The sequence below is a fragment of the Solwaraspora sp. WMMA2080 genome (assembly GCF_027497395.1).
Lineage (GTDB): Bacteria > Actinomycetota > Actinomycetes > Mycobacteriales > Micromonosporaceae > Micromonospora_E.
The window spans coordinates 5,480,329-5,491,953 of record NZ_CP114910.1; the positions used below are offsets into that span (position 1 = coordinate 5,480,329).

12 protein-coding genes are annotated in these 11,625 nt (G+C 70.1%); 6 read left to right on the forward strand and 6 right to left on the reverse strand.

The annotated features are described in order from the left end of the window. Nucleotides 1-25: 25 nt before the first annotated feature. Nucleotides 26-637 carry a hypothetical protein gene (locus O7543_RS25085; RefSeq protein WP_281551622.1) on the forward strand — a complete coding sequence of 204 codons (612 nt, stop codon included), beginning with the start codon at nucleotides 26-28 and terminating at the stop codon, nucleotides 635-637. Next, nucleotides 627-1,256: a copper resistance CopC family protein gene (locus tag O7543_RS25090; protein ID WP_281551621.1), complete on the forward strand. Its 630-nt coding sequence runs from the start codon at nucleotides 627-629 to the stop codon at nucleotides 1,254-1,256. Before O7543_RS25085 ends, O7543_RS25090 begins: the two co-directional genes overlap by 11 nt. A 123-nt stretch (nucleotides 1,257-1,379) precedes the next feature. On the opposite strand, the gene O7543_RS25095 is transcribed toward O7543_RS25090, so the two are convergent. Both O7543_RS25095 and O7543_RS25100 read right to left on the reverse strand, forming a co-directional pair. After that, on the reverse strand, nucleotides 1,380-2,255 hold the full coding sequence (locus O7543_RS25095) for an SDR family NAD(P)-dependent oxidoreductase (RefSeq protein ID WP_281551620.1): 876 nt from the start codon (nucleotides 2,253-2,255) through the stop codon (nucleotides 1,380-1,382). A 25-nt stretch (nucleotides 2,256-2,280) separates the two neighbouring features. Then, nucleotides 2,281-2,880 carry a carboxymuconolactone decarboxylase family protein gene (locus O7543_RS25100; RefSeq protein ID WP_281551619.1) on the reverse strand — a complete coding sequence of 200 codons (600 nt, stop codon included), beginning with the start codon at nucleotides 2,878-2,880 and terminating at the stop codon, nucleotides 2,281-2,283. A 443-nt stretch (nucleotides 2,881-3,323) separates the two neighbouring features. Here O7543_RS25100 and O7543_RS25105 point away from each other — a divergent pair, with 443 nt between their 5' ends. Together O7543_RS25105 and O7543_RS25110 are read left to right on the forward strand one after the other, a co-directional pair. Beyond that, nucleotides 3,324-4,250, forward strand: coding sequence for a carboxymuconolactone decarboxylase family protein (locus O7543_RS25105; protein ID WP_281551618.1), 927 nt, complete (start codon nucleotides 3,324-3,326; stop codon nucleotides 4,248-4,250). A 451-nt stretch (nucleotides 4,251-4,701) separates the two neighbouring features. Continuing rightward, the gene (locus O7543_RS25110) at nucleotides 4,702-5,481 is read left to right on the forward strand and encodes a helix-turn-helix transcriptional regulator (RefSeq protein ID WP_281555704.1); all 780 of its coding nucleotides are present in this window, start codon (nucleotides 4,702-4,704) and stop codon (nucleotides 5,479-5,481) included. Nucleotides 5,482-5,760: 279 nt separating this feature from the next. On the opposite strand, the gene O7543_RS25115 is transcribed toward O7543_RS25110, so the two are convergent. Together O7543_RS25115 and O7543_RS25120 are read right to left on the reverse strand one after the other, a co-directional pair. Next, on the reverse strand, nucleotides 5,761-6,555 hold the full coding sequence (locus O7543_RS25115; protein WP_281551617.1) for a maleylpyruvate isomerase family mycothiol-dependent enzyme: 795 nt from the start codon (nucleotides 6,553-6,555) through the stop codon (nucleotides 5,761-5,763). Between the two features lie 37 nt (nucleotides 6,556-6,592). Then, on the reverse strand, nucleotides 6,593-7,681 hold the full coding sequence (locus tag O7543_RS25120; RefSeq protein WP_281551616.1) for an NAD-dependent epimerase/dehydratase family protein: 1,089 nt from the start codon (nucleotides 7,679-7,681) through the stop codon (nucleotides 6,593-6,595). 328 nt (nucleotides 7,682-8,009) lie between these two features. Here O7543_RS25120 and O7543_RS25125 point away from each other — a divergent pair, with 328 nt between their 5' ends. Both O7543_RS25125 and O7543_RS25130 read left to right on the forward strand, forming a co-directional pair. After that, complete coding sequence (locus O7543_RS25125; protein ID WP_281551615.1) at nucleotides 8,010-8,996, forward strand: DUF1702 family protein; 987 nt, start codon at nucleotides 8,010-8,012, stop codon at nucleotides 8,994-8,996. Continuing rightward, nucleotides 8,993-10,363, forward strand: coding sequence for a cytochrome P450 (locus O7543_RS25130; protein WP_281551614.1), 1,371 nt, complete (start codon nucleotides 8,993-8,995; stop codon nucleotides 10,361-10,363). Before O7543_RS25125 ends, O7543_RS25130 begins: the two co-directional genes overlap by 4 nt. 186 nt (nucleotides 10,364-10,549) lie before the next feature. Here the strand turns inward: O7543_RS25130 and O7543_RS25135 are convergent, their stop codons facing one another. Next, nucleotides 10,550-11,137, reverse strand: a complete 588-nt coding sequence (locus O7543_RS25135) for a flavin reductase family protein (protein ID WP_281551613.1) — start codon at nucleotides 11,135-11,137, stop codon at nucleotides 10,550-10,552. A 2-nt stretch (nucleotides 11,138-11,139) separates the two neighbouring features. Further along, nucleotides 11,140-11,625, reverse strand: coding sequence for an acyl-CoA thioesterase (locus tag O7543_RS25140; protein WP_281551612.1), 486 nt, complete (start codon nucleotides 11,623-11,625; stop codon nucleotides 11,140-11,142).

Below are 11,625 nucleotides of genomic sequence, written 5' to 3' on the forward strand. Positions count from 1 at the left end.
GCCTGGCTCACGGAAGGTATGTCAAATGGCCCATTCCGCTGCCCATCCCGCCCCCCATCCCGCTTCCTCCAGTTCCCCCGGCCTGGTGGCCCGGCTCAACGGCGCACACCACAAGCTGGCCCTGAACGGTTTCCTCGTCGTCGTCCTCGCGCACTGGGCCGAACACCTGGTCCAGGCGTACCAGATCTGGGTGCTCGGCAGCCCCCGGCCGCAGGCCCGGGGCGTGCTCGGCCAGTGGTTCCCCTGGCTGGTCAGCTCCGAGTGGCTGCACTACGGGTACGCCATCGTGATGCTCGTCTTCCTGTTCCTGCTCCGCCCCGGGTTCGCCGGACGGGCCCGGACCTGGTGGACCATCGCACTGGCCATCCAGTTCTGGCACCACATCGAACATCTGCTGCTGCTGATCCAGGCGCAGACCGGCACCATCTTCTTCGGCCAGCCGGTGGTGACCAGCGTGGTGCAGTTGATCGTGCCCCGCGTCGAGCTGCACCTGTTCTACAACTCGGTGGTCTTCATCCCGATGGTGATCGCGATGTACCTGCACCTGCGCCCGAACGAGCGGGATCGGGAGCAGATGAGCTGCAGCTGTGCCGGCCACCGGTCGGAAGTCCGACCGCTCGCCCCCCATGCGGCCTGACCCCCGCCCAGGCGTACCAGCCGCTGCTCTCGGGCTGACCGGCGTCGTCGCGGCGGCCGCCGCAGTGGCCGGCGTCGTCGCCGTGGTCGCCGCGGTGCTGCTGGCCACTCCCGGCAGCGCCCGTGCCGACGACGGCAGGCTGCTCCTGGCGGACCCGCCGGTCGGCGCGGCGCTCAGCGTCGCGCCGACCGGCGTGACGCTGTCCTTCACCGACACCGTGCAGCCGGAACTGTCTCACGTCGAGGTGTTCGACGGCGCCGGCGACGAGGTCACCGACGGCGACTACCGGCAGGTCGCCCCGGACCGGGTGCACCAGCCGGTGCAGATCGGTGCCGACGGTGACTACACCGTTGCGTACCACGTGACGTTTCCCGACGGTTCGGACGTGACTGACGTCTACCGGTTCAGCGTGGGCACCGGCGTGCCGCCGGCCGCGCTGGACGCCGCGACCCGGGAGGCCCGTACCGACGCGGTGTCCGAACACGCCCACCAGATCGACGGATTCAGCGCGACCCTGCTGGTCATCGACGGGCTGGTGCTGTTCGTGGTGATCGCGCTGCTGTGGCTGCGGCCCCGCGACGGCCGGCCGACGTCACTGCGCTACCGCGATCCTGACTGACGAATCAGACAGCGGGACGGGGTACGCCGGCGGTCGACGTGCCGGACCGACTGATCGGCGCCGGCGGTTTCGACCGCCGGCGCCGATCAGTTCGTGGGCCATGGCCACGGCCCACGGCCACGGTCAGGGGATGGGGAAGAACGCGCGGACGAACCGGTCCCAGTTGCGGTCACCGATCGTCGCCCGCATCCGGGTCAGCAGCCGGGCGGGTATCCCGAGTCGGTACCGGACGCGCGGGTTGGGGTGGGTGACCGCGGTCTCGATGACCTTGGCTACATGCTCGGCGCGGACCGCCATCTTGCCGCGCAGCGGCGGGTTGTCGCTGAGCCGGTACGCCTGGTGCCACTGTACGAAGTAGTCCCAGAAGTCCTTGTACAGCGCCGGGTTGCCGTGCGACTGCATGCCGAGGTCGGCGACGCTGTCCGGGACGAAACCGCCGAGGATCGGCGACGGCTCGATCAGCACCACCTTGATGTCGAACCGGGCCACCTCGTGTCGCAGCGAGTCGCCGATCGCCTCCAACGCGTGCTTGGTGGCCTGGTAGTAGCCCCGACCTGGCGTCGCGAACAGTCCGAAGATCGACGACATCAGCACCACCCGGCCACCGCCCTGCTCCCGCATCCCGGGCAGGACCATCTGGGTGAGCCGGCACAGACCGAAGACGTTCGTCTCGAACTGGGCCCGTACCTCGTCCATCGGGGTCTCCCCGATGGTGCCGTTGAGGCTGTACGCGGCGTTGTTGATCAACGTGCCGACCGCGCCGTGTTCGTCGGTGATCCGCTTGACCGCAGCGGCCATCGACTCCTCGTCGGTGACGTCGAGATGCATCACGGTGATGCCCTCGGCGGCCAGATCGGCCAGCGCGTCGACGTTGCGGCCGGTGGCGTAGACCGGCCAGCCGGCTCGGTGCAGGCGCAGCGCGGCCGCCTTGCCCGAGCCGGACGACATGCCGGTGCCCGACGACGCACCGGTCAGCAGGATCGCGCGGGATCGTGTCACGACCGGACTCCTCTCCGACCGGAGGTCACTCGTCGCCCTGTCGGGCGATCCGGCTGCGGTCGGTTGACGTACCCAACCCGGTCGCGTCGACCAGCCGGTTGATGAAGGCGAACAGGCTGGCGCAGAAGACCGCCTCGAGCATCTCGGCGTCGCTCCAGCCGGCGGCGGCGGCCTGTTCCCAGTCGGCGTCGGTGATCTTGTACGCGCCGGTGCTGACCTTCTCGACCAGCTTCATCAGCGGCCGGGTCCGCTCGTCGACCGGCAGCTCCTCGGCGGTCGAGGCGGTCGAGACGGCCTCGACCAGCTCCTCGCTGCCACCGAACTCGCTGAGGAACCAGCTGTGCGTGCCCACGCAGTACGGGCAGCCGTTCAGCTTGGACGTCCAGGCCGAGATCAGCTCTTTGAGATCGCGGGGCAGGGTGTCGCCCTTGAAGATGCCCCCGTAGCCGGCGACGACCACCTCGAGCAGCCGAGGATTGGTCGAGGTGAGCCGGAACATGTCCGGCACGAACGGCAGCCCGGTGACTGCCTTGATCTGCTCGTAGAGTTCGGCGGTGCGGCCTTCGGCGTGCTCCTCGTCAATCAGCGGGACCCGGATTCCCGGCTGCTTTGTCGTCGTTTCCATTGAGTGTTCTCCTCAGTGGGTGAGCGGGTGCCGGGCCTGCCCGTGCGTCAACCCTCCACACCAGACCCGAACCGGGGGCGAGACCTGCCGTGCCAGCCCCGACAGTGGCACACGGCGCAGCGGGCAGCACCTGTGGCAACGGTCGACAGGCATTTTGGTCGCCTCATGATGGCATGTACCGCAGGGGGTCGTGCTCTCCCAGATTGCCTAGTCGGCGCACCATTTTGAAGACCGGCGAAAGGAGGGCGGGATCTCCGATAGCTCTGGCTACGTGGCAGTATCAACCGATAGCCTGTCACCAATCAATTGGAACGGATGAGGTCATGATGCCGGGAAGTCTGATGCGTCCGGTGCTGAGCGGCCTGGGGCTGACTCAGATTCGCTACGTCTCCGCAGTGCGGCGAGGAAGGGCGAGTGGTCTCGTGTCTCAGGTGTACCGACAGATGGAAGGCGACTTCGGGGTGCTCGCGCCGCCGGTGGCCCTGCATGCTGCGGCACCTGAGATGCTCGCCGCGGCGTGGCTGGTGCTGCGCGAGACGTTGATCGTGCCCGGGCTGGCGTCCCGGGCGGCCAAGGAGGCGGTGGCCACCGCCGTCTCGGCCGGCAACGCCTGCCCGTACTGCGCCATGATCCACAACAGCGCGCTCACCGTGCTCGGTCCGGGCCGGCGCGACCAGCCCGCGACGAACGCCCCGGAACTGGACGTCTTCGTCGAATGGGTGATGTCGGTGGACCATCCGGGCAGGCCGGTCGATCCTCAGTTTCCGGCCGAGCAGCTCGCCGACCTGGTCGGTGTGGCGGTGTTGTTGCACTACCTCAACCGGATGGTGAACGTGTTCCTCCGTGACGTACCGCTACCGCCCAAGGTGCCGGAGTTCACGCTGCCGCCGGTGCTGTGGGTGCTCGGTCGTCAGATGGCCGGTGCCGCCCGTCAGGCGCACGTACCCGGGGCCGCCCTCGGCCTGCTGCCCGCCGCCGACCTGCCCGCCGACCTGTCCTGGGCGGCTGACAACGACACCGTCGCCCAGGCGTACGCGCGGGCCTGCGCCGCGATCGACGACGCCGGCGCCCGCGCGCTGCCGGCGAACATCCGCGCCCTGGTGTCGGACAATCTCGCCCGGTGGGGTGGCGGGCCACGTGGGATCAGTCGGGTCTGGGTCGAGGAACTGATCGCGCCGTTGCCCGCCGACCAGCGGCCGGTGGCGCGGCTGGCGCTGCTGGTCGCCTTCGCCTCCTACCAGGTGGATCCCGCCGTCATCGAGCGCTGCCGGCAGGTCGGCGCCGACGACCGTACGCTGGTCGAGCTCTCCTCCTGGGCGGCGATGGCGGCGGCCCGGCGGGTGGGCAATTTGCTCCCGATGCGGGGGTAGGCGACATTCCGTTCGGACAGAAAGGGTATCGCCGAGTAATGCGGGTATCCGCTACGGATGGTGATCGGCGCCCGGCCATTGATAGAGCAAGAAAGTCGAAATTTGGCTGCACTTATTGTTCTCGATTTATGGTAGGGTCTTAAGTCATCCGGACCGGTCAGGGCCTAGATGGTGGAGCGATGTTCGACACTTTCCTGCCTCCCGTGAGCCGCCGCGCAGCCAAGCGGCGTGTTGGCGATTACCCTCGGTGTACCGCTCCCGCCGCACCCCGCCAGGGTGGTGGCGGCGTGGTGGTGCCTCTGAGCTGGGGCAATGGGTTTGTGTCGATGCTCCCGGAATCTGCAGTGGGTGACCAGCGCGCGAGCGCACTGTTCGAGAGGCGACCTCGTCGTCTACAGCCGAATGGAGTTGATCCGCAGTGCCTAACGCCGTCGAACGGGCTATTGCCATCATGTGGGACCGCTACCACGAGCCACTCTCACTCGACGCTATGGCCGATTCTGCCTTTCTGAGTCGTTTTTACTTTTCCAGATTGTTTCGGTCCAAGACGGGCACGTCGCCCGGCCGCTTCCTGACAGCGATCCGGCTGTACAAGGCGAAACACCTGCTGCTGGAGACCGACATGAGCGTCACCGACATCGCCTACGCCGTCGGCTACAACAGTCTGGGCACCTTCATCAGTCGGTTCACCCGCAGCGTCGGCATCTCGCCGGCACGCTACCGGTGGCTCGCCGAGCACGGCATCCCACAGTTGTCCCAGCCCCGGTCGGCCGGCAGCCGGCGAGCTGCCACGATCAGCGGAAAGGTCGTGCTGCCGCCGATCGACGTTCCGGTCAAGGTCTACGTCGGAGTGTTCGACAGCCCGATCGTGCAAGGGCTGCCCGCCGCCTGCGACATCCTCGAGGCGTCCGGCGACTACCTGCTCACCGATGTTCCGGAAGGCGAATGGTACCTGAGGGCAGCCGCGATCGCGCTGGACGACATCACCGCCCGCCCATCGACCCGACGTCCGCTCGCGGTCGGCGCGCACGAGCCGTTGTCGGTGACGGTCGGCACCGATCTCACCGTCGACCTGGAACTGCACGCCACCGGCGTCTTCGACCTGCCCATCCTGATCGCACTGCCCGAACTCGACGGGCACGTGACCGGTTCCCGGAGCCGTCGGTCCCGCGGCCGTGACGAACGGCGCGTCGCCGGGCGGACCCGGGTGGTCGGCGCGATCCGATCGTGACCCGAAGGTCTGCCCTCACCCGGCCGGTGGCGCACGCTGCCGGCCGGGCGACGTCGATACATGTGCTTCCGACTGCGGGGTCGAGGGATCCGCAGCGACGTCTTCCGTCGGTGCTTCTGAAGACGTGATGCCGCAGGCGCATCAGAATGCACCTGCGGCATCAAGCTCAACGAGTACCCCCGACCCGGTGCGGTGACACTGCGTTCGCCGGCGAGGCAACGGCCCCTGGCGGTGGTGTCAGCGGCCAGCGACCTCGGCCAGCGACGTCGGGCGGTGACGTCAGCGGACGGGGACGACGAACGGTCCCCAGGTGAACGCCGCGAGCCACGGTGCCGGGTCCGCGCTCCAGCGCAGCGCGCGGATCCGTTCCTCGGTCAACCGGCCGGACATCGCCTGGTAGACGTCGTGCCAGGAGCCGGCGACGGTGGCCGCGGGCGCACCCTCGCCGATCGGCCACTGGCCGAGGTCGGTCTCCACCCGCAGCGCCGGCAGGCCGCGGTTGCGGGTCGACAGCGATAGTCCTTTCGCCAAGATGCCCATCGCTATCGGCAGCGCCGGGTGCTGCGGTGCCGGCGGATCCACCCCGAGCGCCCGGCGTAGATCCAACTCGTGGGTGAACGCGTCCATTACGAGAATGCCCCGTCGGACGGTGAACGGTTCGCCGAGGAACTGCTCGACCGGCCCGCTCAACCGCGTCCAGTCGTCGAGGAGCTCGCCGATCCCACCGGCCGGCAGCGGTGCGGTCGCGCGGTCCGACGGCAGCAGTGAGAACTGGATGCCGGCCGGCGTCGGTCCGCCGCCGGTGCCTTCCGTCGCCGTCTCACCCGCGGCGATCCGCTCATACACCCGGGCACAGACCTGGACCAGGTGGCTGGCCAGGTCCGCGATGCTCCAGTCCGGGCAGCCGGGTACGGCCGCAGCCAGGTCCGGCGGACCCGCGGTGAGCAGCTCGGTCACGTTCCGGCGGACCTGCCGGTACCCGGCCGCAGCCGGTCCGGTCGGAATCGGCCCGGCGGGATCCGGCCCGGCGCCCGAGACACCCGACTCGGCGCGGACGGAGTCGCTTTCGGACATGCTTGCCTCCCTGGTACGGCCGTGTCGCCACGGCGGATCACTGTCGGTCGGGCAATGGCCGTCCGGCCGGGTCGGTCGACGCCCGTCCGGCCTGCCCGGCGGAGAGCCGCCCGGTCCGGTGCAGCCAGCGCACCGTGTCGGCGACCGTTCGGCTGAACGGACGGGCGGGCGGCCCGACCAACGGCTCCTCCTGCGGCGGGTGCGCCGCGCAGGCGCAGACGTAGCAGGCGCCGTACTCAGCCGGGATGTGCCACGGCCAGACCCGCTGCACCAGGTCGGTGAGCCGGGCGAACGGCAACATCGCCCGGGCCGGCAGGAACACCGTCGGCAGCCGTCGCCCGGTCACCGCGCGGACGGTGGCCACGTAGTCGCGGGTGCTGACGTACCGTCCCGGCCCGAAGTGCCGGTCCAGGCCGTCGCTCGGCGCGGTGAGCAGCGCCGCGTGCAGGGCGGCGGTGTCGCGGACGTCGCCGGCCGGGAAACCGCCGGTTGGCCAGACCGGCATCATGCCGCGCAGCACGTACCGCAGCCGGGCGGTCTGGTCGCCGACCTTCGGGTCGTCCGGACCGAGCAGCGCCGGCGGGTAACTGATCACCACCGGCGCGCCCTGCTCCTGGTGTCGGCGGGCGACCCGTTCCGCCGCCGCCTTGCTGGCCAGGTAGGGCTCGCTGGCGGTGCCGACCGGCGAGCGCGGGCCGAGCAGCGAACTCGGGCCGTGCGCAGCGCTCGGATCGAGCGGCGAGCCGGCCGCCGGCAGCAACGCGCCCACCGTGGACACGTACACCGTACGGGCCACCCCATGGTTACGCGCCGCCGCCAGCACCAGCTCGGTTCCGCGTACGTTGGTCCGCCGGGTCGCGGCGTGCCGCCGGCTGTCGAACGAGTAGACCGATGCGGCGTGCACCACCGCGTCCGTGTCCCGGACCGCCCGGTCGACTGCGACCGCGTCGGTGACGTCGCCGAGCACCACGTCGACCGCTGTCTCGGGCACTCCCAACGGCGCCATGGCCCGGGACACCCCGGCGGGGTCGCGGGCCAGCACCCGGACCCGATGGCCGGCGGCGAGGGTGGCCGCGACCGTGTGCGCGCCGACGAATCCGGTGCCGCCGGTGACCAGGACCAACATCGGTCTCCTCCATTTCTGGAATCCACCCATGCGCCATGGTCGGATATCGTCCGCCGACCGGGCCGATAACGGCGCCTGAGCAAAACAAATCTCCCGTACCGGCGTGGAGTGCCCGTACAGGTTGTCGCTCGATGTGTCGTACGACAATTTCGTTGGTGTCGGTCCGGTCTGATCGTGCCCCGGCGAGCGACGGTGGTCTTCTCTCATAGTGCCGTTGTTGACGCTACTTAGCTGCAGGTCACAGGGCAATCGGGAAGTGGCGTCCGCACTGTCGCACCGGCACGATCAATGATGATGCTTGTCTGATCTGGATGAATGGGAGCGATAGGTGACCGGAATCATCCGAGGGCTCCGGCAACGGGTCCTGACCCCTGACATTTCGCAGACCCGGGTATCCGTTCGTGGCTTCCACGACAAAGGGCCGGAAGCAGTTGAGGTTCTGGAATCCGTCGGTGCCTCGTTCCTCGCCGGGCTCTCCTCAGCCGCCGGTGCTCGGCGGGTCACCGACGTCGACACCGACCTCGCTCCGCTGCCGACCCGCTTCCAGGGGTTCGCCTACGAGGGCGCGGCGATGGGCTTCGCCCTGGTCGACGCGATCACCCCGGGGAAACCCCGGCGCAGCGCCGAGTTCCTCGCCGGGACCGGCGACCGGCACGTCTACATGGCGTACGTCGGCATCGGCTGGGCGATGGCCCGACTGCCCCGGTTCCTCTGGGGCCGGGCCAGCGCCGCCGCGACCGACCCGTTGCTGCGCTGGCTGGTGCTCGACGGGTACGGCTTCCACCAGGCGTACTTCCACACCGCCGAGTACGTCGTCAACCGGCGGACGGTGCGCGGCTTCCCCTGGCCGTCGGAAGGCCCGACGTGGTACGCCGACCGCGTCGTGGACCAGGGCATCGGCCGGGCCATCTGGTTCGTCGCCGGCTCCGACCCGACGCGCGCCGCGGACCTGATCGACGCGTTCCCCGTCGCCCGGCACCAGGACCTGTACAGCGGCGCCGGCCTGGCCGCGACGTACGCCGGCGGCGCCACCGAGGAGGAGCTTGCCCTGTTCCTGCGCCGCTCCGGCGACCATGCCCCGTTCGTCGCCCAGGCCAGCGCGTTCGCAGCCCAGGCCCGGGTCCGCGCCGGGCTGCTGATGCCGCACACCGAGCTGGCCACCGAGGTGTTCTGCCGCACCGGTGCGGTCGAAGCGGCCCGGATCACCGACGAGGAGATCCCGCCCGTCACGGCGGAGTCCGACCTGCCGGCGTACGAGATCTGGCGGTGTGCGATTGCCGCACGGTTCCGCGCCGACGTCGGGGCGCAGCCGTGACGGCGCTCGCCGACCAGCCCAGCCGGCTGCGTCCCCCCGGGCCGTCACCCTGGTCGGCACCGGCCCTGCTGGCCCGGATGGCCCGTAACCGGTTGGATGTGATGCGGTCGGTGTCGGCCCGCTACGGCGACGCCGTCCGGCTGCCGCTGGGGCCGAAGACCCTGTACTTCTTCAACCACCCCGACCACGCCAAGCACGTGCTCGCTGAGAACCCGGGCAACTACCACAAGGGGATCGGGCTGGTCCACGCCCGCCGTACCCTCGGTGACGGCCTGCTGACCAGCGAGGGTGAGCTGTGGCGCAAGCAGCGCAAGACGATCCAGCCGGTGTTCCAGGCCCGGCGCATCGCCCGGCAGGCCGGCGCGATCGCCGAGGAGGCGGTCGGGCTGGCCGACCGGCTGCACACCATGGTCGGCCGCGACGAACCGGTCGACATCCGTCACGAGATGACCGACCTGACCCTCGGGGTGCTGGGCCGGACCCTGCTCGACACCGACCTGGGTGAGTTCGGCGGCATCGGCGACGCGTTCGAAGCCGTCCAGGACCAGGCCATCTTCGAGATGATGTCGCTGGGCGCGGTGCCGACCTGGGTGCCGTTGCCCCGGCAGCGGCGGTTCCGCCGGGCCCGCGCCGAGCTGCAGGACGTCGTCGACCAGCTGGTTGCCCGGCGGCGGGCGGCCGGCGGCATCGCCGAACGCGACGATGTGGTGTCCCGGCTGATCGGATCGACCAACGAGGAAGCCGATCCGCAGGTCGCCCGGCAGCGGATGCGCGACGAGCTGGTGACCCTGCTGCTGGCCGGTCACGAGACCACCGCCAGCACCTTGACCTGGGCGTTCCATCTGCTCGACCGGCATCACGACGTCTGGGAGCGGGTGCACGCCGAAGCGGTCGAGGTGCTCGGCGACCGGACACCGGTCTACGAGGACCTGCACCGGCTGCGGTACACCGCGATGGTCGTCGACGAGGTGATGCGGCTCTACCCGCCGGTCTGGCTGCTGCCCCGGATCGCCCAGGGCGACGACGTGGTCGGTGGCTACCATGTGCCGGCCGGCGCTGACCTGGTGCTCTGCCCGTACACCCTGCACCGGCATCCGGAGTTCTGGGTGCATCCGGACCGGTTCGACCCGGACCGGTTCGACCCCGACCGCAGCACCGACCGGCCCCGGTACGCGTACATCCCGTTCGGCGCCGGCCCGCGCTTCTGCGTCGGCAACAACCTGGGGCTGATGGAGGCGGTGTTCGTTATCGCCTGCGTGGCGCGTCGGCTGCGGATGTCGGTGCAGCCCGGCTACCGCCTGGTTCCGGAACCGATGCTGACCCTGCGGGTCCGGGGCGGCCTGCCGATGCGGGTCCACGAGGCCTGACCGGCCCACCCACCTGACACAGCCGGCGCTCGCATCTGCGAGCGCCGGCTGCGTCGTGTCCGGCCCGCGACGGTCCACCGGGCGTCCGAGGCGAACTGCGACGAGTCCGAGGCGACTGCGACTCCACCACGAAGGACCGGGCGGTCCCGCGCACAGCGGGACCGCCCGGTCGGGTGGCGGGTCGGGTCAGCCTCGGCCGGCGACCTCGACGAACCGGCCACCGTGGAACAGCAACGCGTCGTGGCCGTCACCGCGGCCGGTGCCCAGCACCGAGCCGAGGAAGATGGAGTGGTCGCCGCCGTCGTAGACGGCGGCCAGCTTGCACTCCACCCAGGCCAGGCTGCCGGAGATGATCGGTGCGCCGGTGTGCCGCCCCGCCCAGTGGTCGACCGTCTCGAACTCCCGCTCGTCGCGCGGCCGCGACGAGCTGGCGAAGTAGCGGGCCAGCCCTTCCTGGTCGGCACCCAGGATCGACACCGCGAAGGTGCCCTGGGCCAGGACCGTCGCGTGCAGCACCGCGGTGCGCTTGACGCACACCAGCACCAACGCCGGCTCCAGCGATACCGAGGAGAACGCGTTCGCGGTCATCCCGTGCGGCAGGTCGGTCCCGGACGTCACCAGGGTGACGCCGGTGGCGAACATCCCCATCACGGTGCGCAGCTCGGCGTGGTCACCCTTGCCCGTACCGTTGGATCCGGCCGCCCCGACCGTACCGTTGGATCCGGCGGATCCGGCCGTTGCGACGCCCGGCACGGTCTGCTTGTCGGTAGCCACGGTCAGCCCTCCCTGACGTCTTCGAGCACCCGGCGCTGCCCGTTGCCGTTACCGTTGCCGCCGGTGACGGCGTAGTGCGACAGCGCGATCCGCAGCGGATCCGGCACCCGGGCCGGGCGGGTGTCGGTGTTCGGCCCGCGCATGCACGCGATCCGCTGCCGGCCGCGGGCGACCAGCTCCTCGAAGCCGTCGCGCAGCCGGACGTAGTCGAACGCGAAGCCGATCTGGGTCTGGGTCAGGTCCTCCAACCGCATCCGGATCGACAGCTCGTCGAAGGCGCTGATCTCGGCGAAGAACTCACACTCGCACTTGAGGGTGAACAGCTTGAGATCGTCCCGGATGTCGGCCAGCACCTCCGGCGCGCGGTCCCGCAGGAACATCTCCCGGCACCGGCCCTGCCAGCGCAGATAGTTGACGTAGTAGACGTTGCCCACCAGGTTGGTCTCCTCGAAACCCACCAGGTGCCGGTACTCGTAGTAGGACTCCAT

Excerpts from the sequence above, each read along its gene's own strand:
- O7543_RS25085 (WP_281551622.1), top strand. The coding sequence starts at position 26 with ATGGCCCATTCCGCTGCCCATCCCGCCCCCCATCCCGCTTCCTCCAGT.
- O7543_RS25090 (WP_281551621.1), top strand. The coding sequence starts at position 627 with ATGCGGCCTGACCCCCGCCCAGGCGTACCAGCCGCTGCTCTCGGGCTG.
- O7543_RS25100 (WP_281551619.1), bottom strand. The coding sequence starts at position 2,880 with ATGGAAACGACGACAAAGCAGCCGGGAATCCGGGTCCCGCTGATTGAC.
- O7543_RS25105 (WP_281551618.1), top strand. The coding sequence starts at position 3,324 with ATGGAAGGCGACTTCGGGGTGCTCGCGCCGCCGGTGGCCCTGCATGCT.
- O7543_RS25110 (WP_281555704.1), top strand. The coding sequence starts at position 4,702 with ATGTGGGACCGCTACCACGAGCCACTCTCACTCGACGCTATGGCCGAT.
- O7543_RS25115 (WP_281551617.1), bottom strand. The coding sequence starts at position 6,555 with ATGTCCGAAAGCGACTCCGTCCGCGCCGAGTCGGGTGTCTCGGGCGCC.
- O7543_RS25120 (WP_281551616.1), bottom strand. The coding sequence starts at position 7,681 with ATGTTGGTCCTGGTCACCGGCGGCACCGGATTCGTCGGCGCGCACACG.
- O7543_RS25140 (WP_281551612.1), bottom strand. The coding sequence starts at position 11,625 with ATGGAGTCCTACTACGAGTACCGGCACCTGGTGGGTTTCGAGGAGACC.